This is a genomic window from Pseudomonas sp. S3_G06, assembly GCF_054667565.1.
Window position 1 is genome coordinate 3,846,678 of record NZ_CP162738.1, and the last position, 16,342, is coordinate 3,863,019.

22 protein-coding genes are annotated in these 16,342 nt (G+C 59.7%); 7 read left to right on the forward strand and 15 right to left on the reverse strand.

Annotated features, from left to right (window positions below):
* Positions 1-5: 5 nt before the first annotated feature.
* The 4 genes from AB4N47_RS17265 (at position 6) to tsaA (ending at position 2,890) form a co-directional block, all read left to right on the forward strand.
* Complete coding sequence (locus AB4N47_RS17265) at positions 6-776, forward strand: SDR family oxidoreductase (protein WP_041478080.1); 771 nt, start codon at positions 6-8, stop codon at positions 774-776.
* Between the two features lie 151 nt (positions 777-927).
* Positions 928-1,230, forward strand: coding sequence for a transposase (locus AB4N47_RS17270; protein WP_341638612.1), 303 nt, complete (start codon positions 928-930; stop codon positions 1,228-1,230).
* Positions 1,227-2,063: an IS3 family transposase gene (locus AB4N47_RS17275; protein WP_341638611.1), complete on the forward strand. Its 837-nt coding sequence runs from the start codon at positions 1,227-1,229 to the stop codon at positions 2,061-2,063. The genes AB4N47_RS17270 and AB4N47_RS17275 overlap by 4 nt, the downstream gene beginning before the upstream one ends.
* Before the next feature lie 128 nt (positions 2,064-2,191).
* Positions 2,192-2,890, forward strand: a complete 699-nt coding sequence (gene tsaA / locus AB4N47_RS17280; RefSeq protein WP_341638610.1) for a tRNA (N6-threonylcarbamoyladenosine(37)-N6)-methyltransferase TrmO — start codon at positions 2,192-2,194, stop codon at positions 2,888-2,890.
* Between the two features lie 173 nt (positions 2,891-3,063).
* Here tsaA and fpr read toward each other — a convergent pair whose 3' ends face one another.
* On the reverse strand, positions 3,064-3,843 hold the full coding sequence (gene fpr / locus AB4N47_RS17285) for a ferredoxin-NADP reductase (RefSeq protein WP_007908723.1): 780 nt from the start codon (positions 3,841-3,843) through the stop codon (positions 3,064-3,066).
* A gap of 132 nt (positions 3,844-3,975) precedes the next feature.
* On the opposite strand from fpr, the gene AB4N47_RS17290 reads away from it, so the two are divergent.
* On the forward strand, positions 3,976-4,902 hold the full coding sequence (locus AB4N47_RS17290; protein ID WP_024011881.1) for a LysR family transcriptional regulator: 927 nt from the start codon (positions 3,976-3,978) through the stop codon (positions 4,900-4,902).
* On the opposite strand, the gene AB4N47_RS17295 is transcribed toward AB4N47_RS17290, so the two are convergent.
* The 3 genes from AB4N47_RS17295 to AB4N47_RS17305 form a co-directional block, all read right to left on the reverse strand.
* Positions 4,899-5,261 (reverse strand): diacylglycerol kinase, encoded by a 363-nt coding sequence (locus tag AB4N47_RS17295; RefSeq protein WP_341638609.1) that lies wholly within the window; start codon positions 5,259-5,261, stop codon positions 4,899-4,901. The genes AB4N47_RS17290 and AB4N47_RS17295 overlap by 4 nt on opposite strands.
* A gap of 74 nt (positions 5,262-5,335) precedes the next feature.
* Complete coding sequence (gene erdR, locus AB4N47_RS17300; protein ID WP_016771412.1) at positions 5,336-5,986, reverse strand: response regulator transcription factor ErdR; 651 nt, start codon at positions 5,984-5,986, stop codon at positions 5,336-5,338.
* Between the two features lie 223 nt (positions 5,987-6,209).
* On the reverse strand, positions 6,210-6,956 hold the full coding sequence (locus tag AB4N47_RS17305) for a tRNA-uridine aminocarboxypropyltransferase (protein ID WP_341638608.1): 747 nt from the start codon (positions 6,954-6,956) through the stop codon (positions 6,210-6,212).
* Between the two features lie 189 nt (positions 6,957-7,145).
* Here AB4N47_RS17305 and AB4N47_RS17310 point away from each other — a divergent pair, with 189 nt between their 5' ends.
* Positions 7,146-7,571 carry a PA3611 family quorum-sensing-regulated virulence factor gene (locus AB4N47_RS17310; RefSeq protein WP_007908738.1) on the forward strand — a complete coding sequence of 142 codons (426 nt, stop codon included), beginning with the start codon at positions 7,146-7,148 and terminating at the stop codon, positions 7,569-7,571.
* Here the strand turns inward: AB4N47_RS17310 and AB4N47_RS17315 are convergent, their stop codons facing one another.
* Positions 7,572-7,769 (reverse strand): hypothetical protein, encoded by a 198-nt coding sequence (locus tag AB4N47_RS17315; RefSeq protein WP_016770569.1) that lies wholly within the window; start codon positions 7,767-7,769, stop codon positions 7,572-7,574.
* Positions 7,770-8,109: 340 nt separating this feature from the next.
* Here AB4N47_RS17315 and AB4N47_RS17320 point away from each other — a divergent pair, with 340 nt between their 5' ends.
* Positions 8,110-9,225 carry an LOG family protein gene (locus AB4N47_RS17320; RefSeq protein ID WP_341638607.1) on the forward strand — a complete coding sequence of 372 codons (1,116 nt, stop codon included), beginning with the start codon at positions 8,110-8,112 and terminating at the stop codon, positions 9,223-9,225.
* A gap of 59 nt (positions 9,226-9,284) precedes the next feature.
* On the opposite strand, the gene recX is transcribed toward AB4N47_RS17320, so the two are convergent.
* From recX to AB4N47_RS17370, 10 genes are all read right to left on the reverse strand, one after another.
* Entirely contained in the window at positions 9,285-9,755 is a 471-nt protein-coding gene (gene recX, locus AB4N47_RS17325; RefSeq protein WP_341638606.1) for a recombination regulator RecX, read from the reverse strand.
* A gap of 8 nt (positions 9,756-9,763) precedes the next feature.
* Positions 9,764-10,822 carry a recombinase RecA gene (gene recA / locus AB4N47_RS17330; protein WP_024011876.1) on the reverse strand — a complete coding sequence of 353 codons (1,059 nt, stop codon included), beginning with the start codon at positions 10,820-10,822 and terminating at the stop codon, positions 9,764-9,766.
* 83 nt (positions 10,823-10,905) lie between these two features.
* Positions 10,906-11,406 (reverse strand): CinA family protein, encoded by a 501-nt coding sequence (locus tag AB4N47_RS17335; RefSeq protein ID WP_038861108.1) that lies wholly within the window; start codon positions 11,404-11,406, stop codon positions 10,906-10,908.
* Positions 11,407-11,473: 67 nt separating this feature from the next.
* A complete protein-coding gene (locus AB4N47_RS17340) occupies positions 11,474-11,992 on the reverse strand; it encodes a lysis system i-spanin subunit Rz (RefSeq protein ID WP_341638605.1) in 519 nt (172 codons plus the stop codon).
* Complete coding sequence (locus AB4N47_RS17345; protein ID WP_341638604.1) at positions 11,971-12,537, reverse strand: glycoside hydrolase family 19 protein; 567 nt, start codon at positions 12,535-12,537, stop codon at positions 11,971-11,973. The genes AB4N47_RS17340 and AB4N47_RS17345 overlap by 22 nt, the downstream gene beginning before the upstream one ends.
* 69 nt (positions 12,538-12,606) lie before the next feature.
* Positions 12,607-13,755, reverse strand: a complete 1,149-nt coding sequence (locus tag AB4N47_RS17350; RefSeq protein ID WP_341638603.1) for a phage tail protein — start codon at positions 13,753-13,755, stop codon at positions 12,607-12,609.
* 10 nt (positions 13,756-13,765) lie between these two features.
* Positions 13,766-14,365: a YmfQ family protein gene (locus AB4N47_RS17355; protein ID WP_341638602.1), complete on the reverse strand. Its 600-nt coding sequence runs from the start codon at positions 14,363-14,365 to the stop codon at positions 13,766-13,768.
* Entirely contained in the window at positions 14,353-15,396 is a 1,044-nt protein-coding gene (locus AB4N47_RS17360; RefSeq protein WP_341638601.1) for a baseplate J/gp47 family protein, read from the reverse strand. Before AB4N47_RS17360 ends, AB4N47_RS17355 begins: the two co-directional genes overlap by 13 nt.
* Positions 15,386-15,784, reverse strand: coding sequence for a phage GP46 family protein (locus AB4N47_RS17365; RefSeq protein WP_341638600.1), 399 nt, complete (start codon positions 15,782-15,784; stop codon positions 15,386-15,388). Before AB4N47_RS17365 ends, AB4N47_RS17360 begins: the two co-directional genes overlap by 11 nt.
* The gene (locus AB4N47_RS17370) at positions 15,784-16,293 is read right to left on the reverse strand and encodes a phage baseplate assembly protein V (protein ID WP_341638599.1); all 510 of its coding nucleotides are present in this window, start codon (positions 16,291-16,293) and stop codon (positions 15,784-15,786) included. Before AB4N47_RS17370 ends, AB4N47_RS17365 begins: the two co-directional genes overlap by 1 nt.
* Positions 16,294-16,342: the final 49 nt, after the last annotated feature.

The following is a 16,342-nucleotide window of genomic DNA, read 5'->3' on the forward strand; positions in this document are numbered from 1 at the left end:
TCGCCATGCATCCCTACTTTTCCCTGCAAGGCCGCACCGCTCTGGTGACTGGCGGTACTCGTGGTATCGGCAAAATGATCGCCAAGGCGTTCGTCGAGGCCGGCGCCCATGTCTACGTGTGCTCGCGCGACGTCGAAGCCTGCCATCAAACCGCCGAAGAACTTGGCGCCATGGGCACTTGCCACGGCGTGGCGGCAAACCTGGCGACCGAAGAAGGCGTGCGGGAATTGGCCGCGCGTCTGGGTGAGCAGATCACTCATCTGGACATTCTGGTGAACAATGCCGGCACCACGTGGGGCGCGCCGCTGGAGAGTTATCCGGTCAAGGGCTGGGAAAAGGTCATGCAGCTCAACGTGACCTCGGTGTTCAGTTGCATCCAGCAGTTTCTGCCGTTGCTGCGCAAGGCTGGCTCGGCGGCGAATCCGGCGCGGATCATCAATATCGGTTCGGTGGCGGGGATTTCTTCGTTTGGCGAGCAGGCATATGCCTACGGGCCGAGCAAGGCCGCCCTGCATCAGTTGTCGCGCATTCTGGCGCGGGAACTGGTGAGCCAGCACATCAACGTCAACGTGATTGCGCCGGGTCGCTTTCCGAGCAAGATGACCCAGCATATTGGTAATGATGAGCAGGCATTGGCTGAGGATACTGCGCTGATTCCGATGAAGCGCTGGGGGCGTGAGGAAGAGATGGCGGCGCTGGCGATTAGCCTGGCGAGTACGGCGGGGGCTTATATGACCGGGAATATCATTCCTCTTGATGGTGGATTCAGTCTGTAGATCGGCGGTGCGGCATTCGCGAGCAGGCTCGCTCCCACAGGGATTTCGTACACAACGCAACTCCATTGTGGGAGCGAGCCTGAACTGGCCTAATGATTTTGGACACTTCAATCAGGCGCTATGATGGCGTCCAAATCTGAGGTGTTCGGATATGCGTAACTCTTATTCAACTGAATTCAAACTCAAGGCTGTCGGCATGGTATTGGACGAGGGGATATCGGTTCCCGAAGTCTGTGCCAGTCTAGACATCGGCCCTACCGCGTTGCGTCGCTGGGTCGCCCAGGTTCGCAAAGAGCGCCTGGGTACAACGCCGGGGGGGGCCAAAGCGATTACCGCTGACCACCGAGAGATCCAAGAACTCAAAGCCTTGCTCAGGCAAAAAGACCGGGATATTGAAATCCTAAAAAAAGCCAGTGCTCTGCTGCTATTGGACGCCAAAGATCATTCTCATTGATCAATGAGCTGGCAGAGCTATACGGCGTTAACGACTGTTGCCGTGTGTTTGATGTTTGCCGCAGCAGCTTTTATGCCTGGCGTCAGCGCCAAGGCAAGGTGAGTCCTGAGCGGGAGAAACTCAAAGCCATGCTGGTTGAGCATCATAAGGAATCGAGAGCATCGGCCGGGGCACGCACCCTTTCCCGGGAACTACAGGCCAAAGGACATCGAGTCGGGCGGTACATGGCTCGTAGTTTGATGCGTGAAGCCGGAGTGACTAGCCGTCAGCGCCGGCGCCATAAATACAAATCATCAGGCGTAGAGGCTTTGGTCGCACCGCACGTGCTCAAGCGCCAGTTCGATGTCACATCAATCAATGAGGTGTGGTGCGCCGATGTCACGTATATCAAGGTCGGCACCCGGTGGATGTATTTCGCTGCGGTTTTGGATCTCTTCGCCCGACGACTGGTGGGTTGGGCGTTTTCAATGATCTCGGATGCGGAACTGACCTGTGAGGCCTTACGAATGGCCGTTGAGTTGCGAGGCAGACCTAAAGACGTGCTGTTTCACTCCGATCAAGGCTGCCAGTACACCAGCCATAAATTCAGGAATGAGCTGCTAGCGCACGGGCTGAGGCAGAGCATGAGTTGCAAGGGAGAGTGTTGGGACAACGCACCGATGGAGCGTTTCTTTGGAAGTCTGAAATCGGAGTGGGTACCTGAAGCGGGGTACCGCTCCGAGTACGAAGCCCGGGTTGATTTGCAGCGCTACCTAATGCGCTACAACAACACCAGACTCCATAGCTACAACAACTACCGGTCACCGGTCGCCATGGAGAAAATGGCGGCCTGAAAAACCCTAACTGGTGTCCAATATTACTTGACCAGTTCAGCCTGCTCGCGAAGAGGCCAGCCCTGTCACCACCAGACTTGAAGCGAGCCGGGTTATCATGCCCGCCCTACCCGCTTCGATCCCAGACCATGACTTACAGCGTCTCCCCCATCGGCTTCGTGCGCTCCTGCTTCAAGGAGAAGTTCGCCATCCCCCGCCAGCCACAACTGGCCCCAGCCGCTCGTGGCGTGTTGGAACTGGTCGCGCCGTTCGATCAGGGTGACGCCGTGCAGGGGCTGGAGCAGGTCAGTCATGTTTGGCTGTTGTTTCTGTTCCACCAAGCCCTGGAAGACAAACCGCGCCTGAAGGTGCGCCCGCCTCGCCTGGGTGGTAACAAGTCGATGGGCGTATTCGCCACCCGCGCCACGCACCGGCCGAACGGCATTGGCCAGTCGGTGGTGAAGCTGGACAGCGTCGAAGGTAATCGGCTGTTTATCTCCGGGATCGATCTGCTCGACGGCACACCGGTGCTGGATATCAAACCCTATGTGCCGTATGCCGACATCATCCCTGGGGCGACCAATGACATCGCCAGCGCCGCGCCGCAGCTGATCGACGTGCAGTGGGCGGATTCGGCTTTGAAACAGGCGCACGCCCAAGCTCAGCGCCTCGATGAGCCGTTGGTTGAGCTGATCGAGCAGTGCCTGGCGCAGGATCCGCGTCCGGCGTATCAGACTCCGGCGCCGGAACGTGAATATGGTGCGCAGTTCTGGGACTTGGACGTGCGCTGGCATTACCCGACGCCCGAACAGATCCGCGTGCTGGAAGTCATCCCGGCCGAGGCATAAAGCCCGCAAACGAAAAAGCCCGCGCTGCCTTCTCAGGCAACGCGGGCTTTTACTGTCACACCGAAAAACCAACTGTGGGAGCGAGCCTGCTCGCGAAGGCGTCGTGTCAGCCAACATCAATCTTAATGACAGACTGCTTTCGCGAGCGGGCTCGCTCCCACAGGTAACGCAGGTTATTTTTCGACGAACGCACGCTCGATCAGATAATCACCCGGCTCGCGCATCCGCGCCGAGATCTTCAGGCCAAAGCTGTCGAGCACTTCGCTGGTCTCGTCGAGCATGCTCGGGCTGCCGCAGATCATCGCGCGGTCGTCCTGCGGGTTGATCGGTGGCAGGCCGATGTCGCTGAACAGCTTGCCGCTGCGCATCAGGTCAGTCAGGCGGCCCTGATTCTCGAACGGCTCGCGGGTCACGGTCGGGTAGTAGATCAGCTTGTCACGCAGCGCTTCGCCGAAGAACTCGTTCTGCGGCAGGTGCTCGGTAATGAATTCGCGGTAAGCGACTTCGTTGACGTAACGCACACCGTGAACCAGGATCACTTTCTCAAAGCGCTCGTAGGTTTCCGGGTCCTGAATGACGCTCATGAACGGCGCCAGACCAGTGCCGGTGCTGAGCAGGTACAGGTGCTTGCCCGGGTTCAGGTCATCAAGAACCAGCGTGCCGGTAGGCTTCTTCGAGATGATGATCTCGTCGCCTTCCTTCAAGTGCTGCAGCTGGGAGGTCAGCGGACCGTCCTGCACTTTGATGCTGAAGAACTCGAGATGCTCTTCCCAGTTCGGGCTGGCGATCGAGTAAGCGCGCATAAGCGGGCGGCCGTTGGGCTGTTGCAGGCCGATCATCACGAACTGACCGTTCTCGAAGCGCAGGCCCGGATCGCGGGTGCACTTGAAGCTGAACAGAGTGTCGTTCCAGTGATGAACACTGAGGACACGCTCGTGGTTCATGTTGCTCATGTACGTTTGACTCCTGGAGATTGGTCTGCGCGGCTCAATGAGGCTCAATGTGCGCAATTGCATCGCATTCTAATAGCGACAACAATATCTGTTAACTGGATTATTAAGATAAGGGTTATCGGTTATATCGATATGCGATTTACTCTCCGTCAACTGCAAGTCTTCGTCGCCGTCGCCCAGCAGGAAAGCGTATCCCGTGCTGCGGGTCTGCTCAACCTCTCGCAATCGGCGGCCAGCACTTCGATCACCGAGCTCGAGCGCCAGTCCAGCTGCCAGCTGTTCGACCGCGCCGGCAAACGCCTGAGCCTCAACGCCCTCGGCAAACAACTGTTGCCGCAAGCGGTGGCCCTGCTCGACCAGGCCAAGGAAATCGAAGACCTGCTCAACGGCAAATCCGGTTTCGGCTCTTTATCAGTAGGGGCGACGCTGACCATTGGCAACTATCTGGCCACCCTGCTGATCGGCAGCTTCATGCAGCGCCACCCCGAAAGTCAGGTCAAGCTGCACGTGCAGAACACTGCCAATATCGTGCAACAGGTCGCCCACTACGAAATTGATCTGGGTCTAATCGAAGGCGATTGCAGCCACCCCGACATCGAAGTGCAGAGTTGGGTCGAGGATGAGCTGGTGGTGTTTTGTGCGCCGCAGCATCCGTTGGCCAAACGCGGCAGTGCGACGATGGAAGAGCTGACCCATGAGGCATGGATTCTGCGGGAGCAGGGCTCCGGCACGCGGCTGACCTTCGACCAGGCCATGCGTCACCATCGCAGCGCGCTGAACATCCGGCTGGAGCTGGAACACACCGAGGCGATCAAACGTGCGGTGGAATCAGGCCTGGGGATTGGCTGCATTTCGCGGCTGGCGCTGCGCGATGCGTTCCGGCGCGGCAGTCTGGTGCCGGTGGAGACGCCGGATCTGGATCTGGCCCGGCAGTTCTATTTCATCTGGCACAAACAGAAATACCAGACCTCGGCCATGCGCGAGTTTCTCGAGCTGTGCCGCGCTTTCACCGCCGGGGTGCAGCGCAGCGACGAGATCGTCTTGCCGACCATCGCTTAAAGCAGAATCACCGCCCACACCAGTCCGATCATGCTCAGGGCCACGAACTGCGCGGCGCTGCCCATGTCCTTGGCGTTCTTCGACAGCGGGTGCAATTCCAGCGAGATGCGGTCAATGGCCGCTTCCACCGCCGAATTGAGCAACTCGACAATCAGCGCCAGCAAACACACCGCGATCAACAATGCCTGCTCGACCCGGCTGAGATTGAGGAAGAATGTCAGCGGAATCAGCACCACGTTGAGCAGCACCAATTGACGGAACGCCGCTTCGCCGGTGAAGGCGGCGCGCAGGCCGTCGAGCGAATAGCCAGACGCGTTAAGGATGCGTTTCAGGCCGGTCTGGCCCTTGAAAGGTGACATAAGGAAGAAACCAACCAAAAAGGAGTGGGGAAGCTAGATCAACGAAAGTCAAAAAAGCGTGAAACTGCCAGCCATCACTGGCTGGGAATTGACTCAAGTTGTTGCAGCAGTAAAGCCGCTTGCGTGCGAGTGCGCACATTCAATTTGCGAAAGATCGCGGTGACGTGGGCCTTGATGGTCGCTTCCGACACGCTCAGCTCATAAGCGATCTGCTTGTTCAGCAGACCTTCGCAGACCATGGTCAGCACGCGGAACTGTTGCGGCGTCAGGCTGGCAAGGCCATCGCTGGCAGCTTTCGCCTCATCCGACACGCTCACCGCTTCGAACGCTTGCGGCGGCCAGAACACGTCGCCATCGAGCACCTTGCGCACCGCTTCCTGAATCACGCTCAGATCGCTGGACTTGGGAATGAAGCCACTGGCGCCGAACTCGCGGGACTTGACCATCACCGAAGCTTCTTCCTGGGCCGAGACCATCACCACCGGAATCTGCGGATACTGCCCGCGCAGCAGCACCAGCCCGGAAAAACCGTAGGCGCCGGGCATGTTCAGATCCAGCAGGACCAGATCCCAGTCAGCCTTTTCGGTCAGGCGCGCTTCCAGTTCGGCGATGCTCGCCACTTCCACCAGTCGCACGTCCGGGCCAAGGCCCAGCGTCACCGCTTGGTGCAGGGCGCTGCGAAACAGGGGATGATCATCGGCAATCAGGATGTCGTATGTGGCCATTTTTCAAATGATCCTGTTTTTGATGGCAGACGCGGTAGATTCCGGTCTGGCCAAAGCAACTCGATACAGCGCTTTCAAGCGATATCCACAGGGGCACGTTCGACGCCAATCAACAGCAAACACGGCGTCTCAAACCTTGGCCGCACCCTAATCGGCGCCAAGCATGCCCAGCGCAGCCGGGGTGGTCAAGCAAGATGGCCAGCGCTGTCGACAGTATGGGCCACTATCGGGCCAACTCCGGCTGCGGCTTTCGTATATAGGGCAACAGCTCGGCGTGAGCGGGCGTTGATTCATTCATGTCCAGTTGCTGCTTGGCACCGAGGTAATGCTGGCTGAACACATCGAAATAGGCGTCCAGCGCCGAAGCGGCAGCGCTGTCACCGGCCAGCTCCAGGCACAACGCCGCGACTTCGGCAGTGCACAGGTGCTCGCTGCGGGTCGAACGGCGCAAGCGATAGCGCGAGAGTTTGTCGGGCAGCAGGCTGAGGATCGGCAAGCAGTCGAAATACGGACTTTTGCGAAAGATCTTGCGCGCCTCGGTCCAGGTCGCATCGAGCAGAATGAACAGCGGGCGCTTGCTGCTATCGACTGCCACCGTGTTGGTCACCCGCGACGGTTCGACATACTCGCCCGGAAACACCAGGTACGGCTGCCACTGCGGATCGTTGAGCAGTGCAAGCATCTGCGGGTCGGGCTCGGTGCGTGACCAGATGAACGCATGGTTGTCGCGCACCACGTCGGCAATCAGCCAACCGGTGTTGCTTGGCTTGAACACTTCCTTGCCGGTCATGATCAGGCACACGCCGGAACGGGTGTCGACGCTTGGCCGCCACGCGCACAGGCAATGACTGATGATGACCCGGCAATCGCGGCAACGTTCGGAGCGAAAGCCGCGCGCCTGAATCGGCTTGATACCTTCGTCCTCACGCTGATCGCGCAGGCGGGCCACGGCGTTGGGGGCATGGATCATCGCAGGCAACACCTGCAGACAGGGAAACTCGACACGAACGACACTCGGCAGGGCAATAAAGGCCGGCAGTTTACCAGAGCGACGGCCACAAGCCTGTACCGTCCAGACCGGCTCCCCTATAATTCGCCGCCACTGAACGCACCGCCCCGTGACGGGTCGAACCACCAGTCACCGAATCAGGAGAGTTTCATGCTGCGCCTTATCGTTCCCACCGCTGCCATTCTGCTGGCGTCGTCCTTTACCGCTCAGGCTGCGTCCCTGAGTGAGCAGAATCTGAACCGAGAGCTGCGCAACGTCGCCGCCCAAAGCAGCGTCGGCACGCCACGGGCGATCAATGAAGACATTCTTGATCAAGGCTACACCGTCGAGGGCACGCAGCTGATCAACCATCTGAGCGTGCAGAAGAGCCACGCCGACAAGATGCGCGCCGATCCCAAGGCTGTGTATTTCCAGTTGGGCGCTTCGGTCTGCAATAACCCGTCGTACCGCAAGCTGATGGCCAAGGGCGCGATCATGCGTTACGACTTCACCGAAGTGAAAACCAACAAAGCGATCGGCTCGGCCAGCTATCAGGAATCCGATTGCCCGAAAGCCGCGCCAGCGAAGAAGAAGTAATCAGCGCGAAGCCTTGGCGCGCCGCTGTTCATCCTCGGCGCGCAGTTCCGCCACTAGCGCCTGCAGATAGCGCGAGCGACGTTCGCCGCCGGCCAATCGTCGGCAGCACTCTTCTTCGAGACTCAATTGATGCGTCTCGGCCGACTCCTGCAACATTCGATACAGCTGAGTATCGATCTCCAGAACCACTCTGACCATGCATCCCGCCTCCTTGCCACCCACGAATCCATGAATTGCCTGGCCTTGCGCAAGCGCAGGGATGTCTTGCGACGTCTGTATTTGAGTAAATCAGAGTGATGGCCCTTTGCGACACGTTCAGACGAGCGGCGGGGCTTTGGTGCAAATCAGTAAGCGGTTGCCAGGCAAAACGTTACAGCTCACTGTTCAAGTCAGCGCGAATGCGTGCGAGGGTCTAGATTGAGAGTATTCCCGATCATTCGTTAACGGCAGAAATGGAACTGCCGGCCCTGTGTGTTTTTGCAGTGCGGCCCGGACGCTGGTTGTCAGGCTAACCGCTCTGTACAGAAGGAGACGTTGAATGCCTTATCAACCGAATGACCTCTTGAGCCGTCATTTTCAGGAAAGCGGCGACCTCATCAGCCAGGTCGAAGCCCAACTCAACCGTATTTCCACCAACAGCCCGAACATCCCCATCTACCGCGACATGATCCTGACCGTGCTGCGCATGGCTCAGGAAGACCACAACCGCTGGAACGCCAAGATCACCCTGCAAGCCCTGCGTGAACTGGAGCAGGCGTTCCGCGTGCTCGAACAATTCAAGGGCCGGCGCAAAGTCACCGTGTTCGGCTCGGCACGTACGCCAGTGGAACATCCGCTATACGCGATGGCCCGCGAACTCGGCGCAGCGCTGACACGTGCGGACATGATGGTCATCACCGGCGCCGGCGGCGGCATCATGGCCGCCGCCCACGAAGGAGCCGGGCGTGACCACAGTTTGGGGTTCAACATCACCCTGCCCTTCGAACAACATGCCAACCCCACCGTCGACGGCACCGATAATCTGTTGCCATTCCACTTTTTCTTCACCCGAAAACTGTTCTTCGTCAAAGAGGCAGACGCGCTGGTACTGTGCCCGGGCGGTTTCGGCACCCTTGATGAAGCGCTGGAAGTGCTGACGCTGATTCAGACCGGCAAAAGCCCATTGGTGCCAGTGGTGTTGCTGGATGTTCCGGGCGGTACCTTCTGGCAGGGAGCGCTGGACTTCATCCGCAATCAGCTGGAAGAAAACCGCTATATCCTGCCGACCGATATGAAGTTGATGCGCCTGGTTTACAGCGTTGAAGAAGCGGTAGACGAGATCAATCAGTTCTATAGCAACTTCCACTCCAGCCGCTGGCTCAAGCGGCAATTTGTGATCCGCATGAACCACAAGCTCAGCGACCAGGCACTGACGCGAATGCAGGAAGAGTTCGCCGACCTGTGCCTGAGCGACGAGTTTCATCAACACGCCTACAGCGGTGAAGAACACGACGATGCACAGTTCAGCCATCTGGCACGGCTGGCGTTTGCCTTCAATGGCCGTACCCATGGTCGTCTGAGGGAGTTGGTGGACTTTATCAATCTGCCGGAAAACTGGACCGATTCGAAACCGCCCACTGCACAACGCTCACGCGAGCCTTTCAACGTAATTTGAAGGCAAAAAAAAGGCCCGCTATTTTCTAAAAAATAGCGGGCCTTTTTTGTTGAATCGGTCTAATCGTCCATCCCTCGACCGCTGAACAAGCGGTTGATCATCTCCATCGAGAACCCCCGATACGCAAGAAACCGGCCTTGCTTGGCCCGTTCTTTCGCATTAATCGGTAAATGCCCGGAGAACTTGCGTTGCCACGTATCCTGAAGCTGCGCTTGCCAGTTGATACCGCTTTCGCGCAGGGCGATTTCGATATCGGTACGTTGCAAGCCCCGCTGGCTGAGCTCCTCACGAATTCGCAGAGGGCCATAGCCGGAACGGGCGCGGTAGGAAACAAAACTTTCAAGGTAACGGGCTTCGCAAAGCAGCCCCTCTTCCGTCAAACGGTCGAGGGCTGTTTCGATCAGCTCCGCCTCGGCGCCGCGCTGACGCAGCTTACGCGTCAACTCGACTCGACCATGCTCACGACGTGCGAGCAGGTCCATGGCGGTTCGCCGCACCGCGACGAGGGTATCCAGTACGGCGGTGGTCATCGCTGGTATCAGAGGTCAGCGTCGGCCAGGTCGTCTTCGGTCTCTTTGACCGCCGAGGCCTTGGAGTCCGCGATCACCGCTGGCGACAGCAGCTTGTCACGCAGCTGCTTCTCGAGCTTCGCGGCAATTTCCGGGTTGTCCGCCAGGAACTTGGCCGAGTTGGCCTTGCCCTGACCGATCTTGGTGCCTTCGTAGGCGTACCAAGCGCCGGACTTCTCGACAAAACCGTGCAGCACACCCAGGTCGATCATCTCGCCGTTGAGGTAGATGCCTTTGCCGTAAAGAATCTGGAACTCGGCCTGACGGAACGGCGAAGCCACCTTGTTCTTCACAACCTTGACGCGGGTTTCGCTGCCGACCACTTCGTCGCCTTCCTTCACCGCGCCGGTACGGCGGATGTCGAGACGAACCGAGGCGTAGAACTTCAGTGCGTTACCACCGGTGGTGGTTTCCGGGCTGCCGAACATCACGCCGATCTTCATACGGATCTGGTTGATGAAGATGACCAGGCAGTTGGCGTTCTTGATGTTACCGGTGATTTTACGCAGCGCCTGAGACATCAGACGTGCTTGCAGGCCGACGTGCATGTCGCCCATTTCACCTTCGATTTCAGCCTTCGGTACCAGTGCCGCCACGGAGTCGACGATGATCACGTCAACGGCGTTGGAGCGCACCAGCATGTCGGTGATTTCCAAAGCCTGTTCGCCAGTGTCCGGCTGGGAAACCAGCAGGTCGTCGACATTGACGCCGAGCTTGCCGGCGTACTCTGGATCGAGCGCGTGCTCGGCGTCGACGAATGCGCAGGTCGCGCCGGCTTTTTGCGCCTGGGCGATCACGGACAACGTCAGCGTGGTTTTACCGGAAGATTCAGGACCGTAGATTTCAACGATACGGCCTTTTGGCAGGCCGCCGATGCCGAGTGCAATGTCCAGACCCAGAGAGCCAGTAGAGATGGCCGGGATCGCCTGACGGTCCTGATCGCCCATACGCATTACGGCACCCTTGCCGAATTGACGTTCGATCTGACCCAGGGCCGCAGCCAAGGCTTTCTTCTTGTTGTCGTCCATTAAAGTCCTCACGTAATCAATAAGGCCTGACGGCCAACACCTGTATAAGTAGCCAGTATTATTCCACAGCGTTGGAAGATCGCCTACCCCTGATTTTCGATTTCTCGTGCCGCTAGTCGCACAAGCCCCTCTAGCGCGGCCTTCACCGTTTGTCGGCGGACTTCATCACGGTTGCCGGGGAAGTGCTGAACCTCACTGTAAACCTCATCGCCAACACCCCAGGCCAGCCATACCGTGCCGACTGGCTTGTTCGGTGTGCCACCGTCGGGGCCGGCGACACCGCTGACCGCCACGGCAAAATGCGCCAGGCTGTGCTGCTGCGCACCGCGCACCATGGCCTCGACCACTTCGCGACTGACCGCCCCTACCGTTTCGAACAAGTCGCCCGGCACATCCAGCTGCCGGGTCTTCTGCCGATTGGAATACGTCACGTACCCCGCTTCAAACCAGGCCGAACTGCCCGGAATCCGCGTAATCGCTTCGGCGATACCGCCACCGGTACAGGACTCGGCGGTGGTCACATGGGCATTGAGCACTTGCAGACGTCGGCCCAGTTCTGCGGCCAGTTGGGTGGTTTCTTTCACGGCGAGCTCCGGATCGTGTGGAATGCCTTCACCGTACACGAGCCGGCCATGCTTTCAATACACAGAATCATTCAAGATGTTCGGGCGCCAGCGCTCTGACATAGGCCTGACAGGCCTGCAACGCAATCAATCCACGGTCGCCGGTGTCGGTGATGGCGATAATTCGTTGAGCATGCGCCGGGTCAAGTCGGGCGCGTACGGTTGCAGAATCCACGCCGCCGGTGCCGGCGGTGGCTGGCACCGCACAGCCGTGGGCAACGTCGCCGGCGTCGAGAAGTACTGACAGCCGCACATCGGCAGTAGCAAGACGATCGCGCAGGCGATCCTGATCACGTTGGGCATCGCTCAGCACTCGGTAATGGGTTTGTTCACTGGCCGCGAGCCGTTGCTCCAGCGCCAGGCGTTTATCCTGCTCGGCCTGTTGCACGGTCGCGGCGGTCTGCGTCAGTTGATTGAGGGATTCGGCGTTTAACCGCGCCTGCTCGGCCAATTCCCGCCCGTAGCGCCAGTCCTGAAACTGCCATGCCGCTGCAAACGCCCCGGCCACCAGCAGCATCAGACCCATCACGCGCCAGGAGCCGGACATAGCACCGCCCTCGCCCGTGCCCAGATCTCGAGTCGATCCTGCAAGCCATTCAACCCGCCGTTGATCCGGCGGGTGATGGTGTTGAACTGGTCTGCGTCGGCCAGTTCATTCAAGCCCTTCTGCGCCCAGAACCACGCCGCCGATTCGGCCGCCCATTGCGGTTGCTCGAGCAGTTCGGGCAATGCCAACAGGCGCTCATCGCCGAACAAGCCGAGGCTGCATTGTCGATAGTTGGCGCGACCGGTGATTTGGATGAGCCCACGCCCCCGGTACTTTTGCCCGTCGCCATCGGCCTCGGGCGTGTTGCCCAGACGCAGCGCCAGCGTGCCAGTGTCGTATTTGCTCAGGTACTGGTTGTTGCCCAGTTCGCGCACGTAACGCAATTGGCCAGACTCGTGACCGACCTGTGCAAGGAACGCCGCGATACGTTTTGGCGTATCGATGCGATGCCTGGCCATCGCAGTGTTGAGTGCAGAAACAAAAACGCCCGCTTGGGAGCGGGCGTTGGGAAAGATCTCGAGCAGTTGTTGAATGGTCAAAACCATCACTCGCTCCCGAATGAGGAAAAGAAAAACCAGCGCCCCGCAGGCATGGACAATCTGCGAGGCAGGGCTTCAGTATTTGATGACGTACAACAAAGCGACGTTCCGAGGCCGAGCCTCAGGGCCACCGTCCGCGGCCACTGTAATGGCGTGGGTGTGGTCACCTACCGCGTTCACGGTGATGGTATGAGAGTGATCGCCGGCCGCCGTGATATAGAGACCATGCGCATGATTGCCGCCCAGTGCCGTAACCGCTGCATAGTCGCCAGGGCCGCTACCGGTGCCTTGGCGGCCGTAAGACGTATTGTTACCGGATGCAAGCACGCCGTGCTGATGGTCACCGGATTCGTTGGTGAAACCGCCATGACCATGGTTACCGGCAACGGCCGCGGAGGCACCATGAGCATGGCTGCCAGCCGCGGCTGCTGAAGCCGCGTGGGTATGAGAAGCGTTCTGCCCGGCCTGGCTGCTGCCCAGCGCACGGCCGTTGTCGATCTTGCGACCATCGTCCCAGCCACGAACAAATTCACCGCGCAGGTCCGGAAGCGCAAACGTCGTGCTTCCATCGCCTACACCGAAACGCGTGCCGATCGCGGCAAACAGCGCCGCATACTGCGTGCGAGAAACGGTAGCACCGTTGCACTTCAACCAGCCCTTGGGTGCATCCGCAGTGGCCACGGTCTTGATGTCGCCGATGTCACTGCCAGTCTGTCTGATCATCCCAGTACTGGCGATCATCACCCAGACGCCACCGGCAATCGAGCTGTTCCACTGTACCCAGACATCACCGGCGGCGGTGATTTCACCTTCCTGCACCGCGTTGTGGTCCACGCCGACAATGGGTTTGGCCGCCAGACCGTTTGCCGAAAATGTACTGGCACCGGTATTGGCGTTCAGCGCCTTGAACCGCAAGACCAGCCCGTCCACAAGATTTGGCACGGCTGGTGCGTAAGTGGCGCGATAATTGTTCGCCGTGCCGGTATCTATGGCGTAATCCACCAACCCCGTCTGACTGATCTTGCGCACAGCCAGGAACAACTGGCCAAGTTCGACTTCATCGGGCGTCAGGCCTGCGCCCTTGATCACCCCCAACAGTTCTTCGGTAACCGAGTTGCCCCAGGCTGCAGGAATCAGCGAGCCCGGCGTTCCGGCTACCGGGTTTTCATCCACGAACTTGCCGTTGACCAGCCCGACGCTGGGCACACTCTTTGGATAATCCATTATTCATTCCTTAGTCATAATTGATGTACACCTGGGTATGAGCCGGTGCGCTACGGTGAATCAGGCACTCCAGGGCGGACCCCGGGTTCATGCCAAAACGCTCGCCCCAGTAACTGGCGCCAAACCGGCGGCCCAGCGAAAGGCGTCCACCAGTGTTGAGAATCCACATGAATTGCGCCTTCCAGGTTCCGAAGTGCGCCTTGCCGAAGCGTGAGCGCCCCATCCGCGGGACACGCAGTTCGGTGACAGTGGCGTCGGGATAGCCCTGACTGCGCGCAATCTCGATGAAGTACGCCGTCGACTGATCGCCCACGGCCAACAAGCGTCGGCGCACGGCCAGACGTCGATCGTCGTAGAGGGGCGTGGCGCCCAGGCACGGATCGGGCAGGTTCATCACCCGCTCCCAGTCAGGCACCAACTCGCTGACGCCGGCCGGGTCCATTTCGTTGAGCAGATCGACCGAGCGCGCATCCAGGCGCGCCAGTTCCGCGGCGACGCCTTGCAAGACCTGATCAAGTTCCGGCAGGCGCTCCAGCTCCCAGGCCGGACCGCTGGGCAGCAGACTGCGTAGCTGATTGCGGTACTGCGCGACACCTCTCAAGACAGCCATTCGCAACCTCCAAAGGTCAGCAATTGATTGTTCTCGGCCGTCACATTGCTCGTCGGCGCCACCAGCGTGTGATCCGTTTCACCGGTCGCGCTGCTGATGGCTTCAGCGATGTGGCTCAGCAATAAGGTCTCACCCAGCCCAGCCTCGCGGTTGTGCAAATCTCGTAACTGATTTTCGATGGCCGCACGCACCGCGCTGGTGTCAGGGGTGATACGCAACCGGTAACTGACCAACACCTGCATCGGGGCCAACACCCGGACATCCGCCGTCACCGGACGCAAGGGCTCGATGTAGGCCTGAACCTCGGCCAGTTGCTCCTCATTGGGAATGGGTTGCGGGTCGTCGTCACGCATGATGAAAACGCCAACGGTGCCCGGCCCGAGAAAGTTGCCTCGACACCAGGCGCGACTGACGCCGGGGCATTCCAGTGCCCATGTTTCATAGTCTTGCGCGCAACCGCCATGAGGAATCAGGCGATAGGAACGAATGACCCGTGAACGCAACGACTCAAGGCTCTCGCGGGCAACGCCTCCGGTCAGTCCGGGTTCCAGGACGACAAAGCTGCTGCTGGTGATTCCGAGAATCGGCTGCACCGGCGTCAGCACCAGACCGGCGTCGGCATTGCCCTGAGTGCCGGCATCGAGCGCGGTAATCGTGGTGCTGTTCGTGCCATTGACGGTGGTGCGCGCGACGGCGACTTTGTAAGTGCGCCCGTCGTTCGATTGCAGCAACGTGTCGACATCCAGCACGGCGCCGGCGGACGCACTGAATCCGACGTTGCCGGTGGCCGCTTGCGCGGGTTTGCGCGGCTGGTTCAGGCGCAACGTAGCGATGCGTTCCAGGGTTGACTCATCCGCCTTGTCGGGCAGGATCTGTTCGGCAATCCAGCCCAGATAACCGTACAGACCATAAGCGGCGCCGCCGAGAGTTCGGGCGAGCACTTGCGCATCGGACTGGCGCAGCGAATCGCCGGCCAGGTCGCTTTGGGTGCGCTTGATCAGCACCGGCAGCGAAGGGGTTTCAAACGGCATAGATCACCTGCCAACTGTTATCGGGGTTGATGTCCAGACGCTCACCGTCGGCCAGGGTCAGGACCATGCGCAGGTTCAGGCGCTGAGCGTCGAGGCGTTCGCTGATGATGTCGATGGCGCTGCAGTGGCCGTCGTCGAGCAGCCATTGCAGAGCTTCACGGGCATAGAACTCGGTGTCCATCTGCGTCTGCCGGGTCAGCTTGACCCGACGCAACAGCCACAGCCGCGAGCCGATGCGATCGTCGGCAACCGTGGGAAAACTGTCGCCCCACCAGCCGAAGCGTTCTTCGTCATCAAGGGCATCGTCATCGGCGGCGCGACGCCAGGTGAACAGGCTGATCAGGACGGCGCGGGTCAGTGCGGCGTGGAGGTTCTGGCTTATGAACATCACTGGCCTCCTGCCGGCGCGCCGGTCTGACCGTTACCGGCCTGCACGCCAACATGCACGTGTTTGATCTGGCTGATGCCGCCGGCCAGTTGATCGCCTGTGGAAACGATCTGGCCGGTCTGGTTTATGACCGGCGTGTCGAAATTCACCGCAGTACTGGCGCGGATGTTCAGCGTGGCGGTTTCGATGTCGATGATCCGTCCGCGCTTGAAATGAATTTTGTCGCCCTCGTCGGTGTAGATCGCCACTTCACCGGCAGCGAGCGCTTGCAGGCGATAGCGACGGTCGGCGATGACCAGGGCGATGGCATGGGAACGATCGCCGCCGATGAAGGTGACGACCCCTTCGGCGCCAGCCAGCGGATGGCTGGTGAAACCGTAGGGTTCGAAGTGTTCGAGATCGTCGTTGATTTCACCGGCGGTGAGGCGCATTTGCAGCGATTGCAGTTTCGAAGCCGAATTGGCGAGCACGACAGTGCCGCGCGCCAGCAGGCGTGTCAGTAGGCTCATGGGGTGTCCTTGAAAAGAGTCGCCCGAATGGGATAAGTGTGGGAGCGAG

Excerpts from the sequence above, each read along its gene's own strand:
- AB4N47_RS17310 (WP_007908738.1), top strand. The coding sequence starts at position 7,146 with ATGCTGCGCCTTATCGTTCCCACCGCTGCCATTCTGCTGGCGTCGTCC.
- AB4N47_RS17350 (WP_341638603.1), bottom strand. The coding sequence starts at position 13,755 with ATGGATTATCCAAAGAGTGTGCCCAGCGTCGGGCTGGTCAACGGCAAG.
- AB4N47_RS17320 (WP_341638607.1), top strand. The coding sequence starts at position 8,110 with ATGCCTTATCAACCGAATGACCTCTTGAGCCGTCATTTTCAGGAAAGC.
- AB4N47_RS17265 (WP_041478080.1), top strand. The coding sequence starts at position 6 with ATGCATCCCTACTTTTCCCTGCAAGGCCGCACCGCTCTGGTGACTGGC.
- AB4N47_RS17360 (WP_341638601.1), bottom strand. The coding sequence starts at position 15,396 with ATGCCGTTTGAAACCCCTTCGCTGCCGGTGCTGATCAAGCGCACCCAA.
- AB4N47_RS17270 (WP_341638612.1), top strand. The coding sequence starts at position 928 with ATGCGTAACTCTTATTCAACTGAATTCAAACTCAAGGCTGTCGGCATG.
- AB4N47_RS17355 (WP_341638602.1), bottom strand. The coding sequence starts at position 14,365 with ATGGCTGTCTTGAGAGGTGTCGCGCAGTACCGCAATCAGCTACGCAGT.
- fpr (WP_007908723.1), bottom strand. The coding sequence starts at position 3,843 with ATGAGCAACATGAACCACGAGCGTGTCCTCAGTGTTCATCACTGGAAC.
- AB4N47_RS17295 (WP_341638609.1), bottom strand. The coding sequence starts at position 5,261 with ATGTCACCTTTCAAGGGCCAGACCGGCCTGAAACGCATCCTTAACGCG.
- AB4N47_RS17370 (WP_341638599.1), bottom strand. The coding sequence starts at position 16,293 with ATGAGCCTACTGACACGCCTGCTGGCGCGCGGCACTGTCGTGCTCGCC.
- AB4N47_RS17365 (WP_341638600.1), bottom strand. The coding sequence starts at position 15,784 with ATGTTCATAAGCCAGAACCTCCACGCCGCACTGACCCGCGCCGTCCTG.
- AB4N47_RS17340 (WP_341638605.1), bottom strand. The coding sequence starts at position 11,992 with ATGTCCGGCTCCTGGCGCGTGATGGGTCTGATGCTGCTGGTGGCCGGG.
- tsaA (WP_341638610.1), top strand. The coding sequence starts at position 2,192 with ATGACTTACAGCGTCTCCCCCATCGGCTTCGTGCGCTCCTGCTTCAAG.
- recX (WP_341638606.1), bottom strand. The coding sequence starts at position 9,755 with ATGACCACCGCCGTACTGGATACCCTCGTCGCGGTGCGGCGAACCGCC.
- recA (WP_024011876.1), bottom strand. The coding sequence starts at position 10,822 with ATGGACGACAACAAGAAGAAAGCCTTGGCTGCGGCCCTGGGTCAGATC.
- AB4N47_RS17305 (WP_341638608.1), bottom strand. The coding sequence starts at position 6,956 with ATGATCCATGCCCCCAACGCCGTGGCCCGCCTGCGCGATCAGCGTGAG.
- AB4N47_RS17290 (WP_024011881.1), top strand. The coding sequence starts at position 3,976 with ATGCGATTTACTCTCCGTCAACTGCAAGTCTTCGTCGCCGTCGCCCAG.
- erdR (WP_016771412.1), bottom strand. The coding sequence starts at position 5,986 with ATGGCCACATACGACATCCTGATTGCCGATGATCATCCCCTGTTTCGC.
- AB4N47_RS17315 (WP_016770569.1), bottom strand. The coding sequence starts at position 7,769 with ATGGTCAGAGTGGTTCTGGAGATCGATACTCAGCTGTATCGAATGTTG.
- AB4N47_RS17345 (WP_341638604.1), bottom strand. The coding sequence starts at position 12,537 with ATGGTTTTGACCATTCAACAACTGCTCGAGATCTTTCCCAACGCCCGC.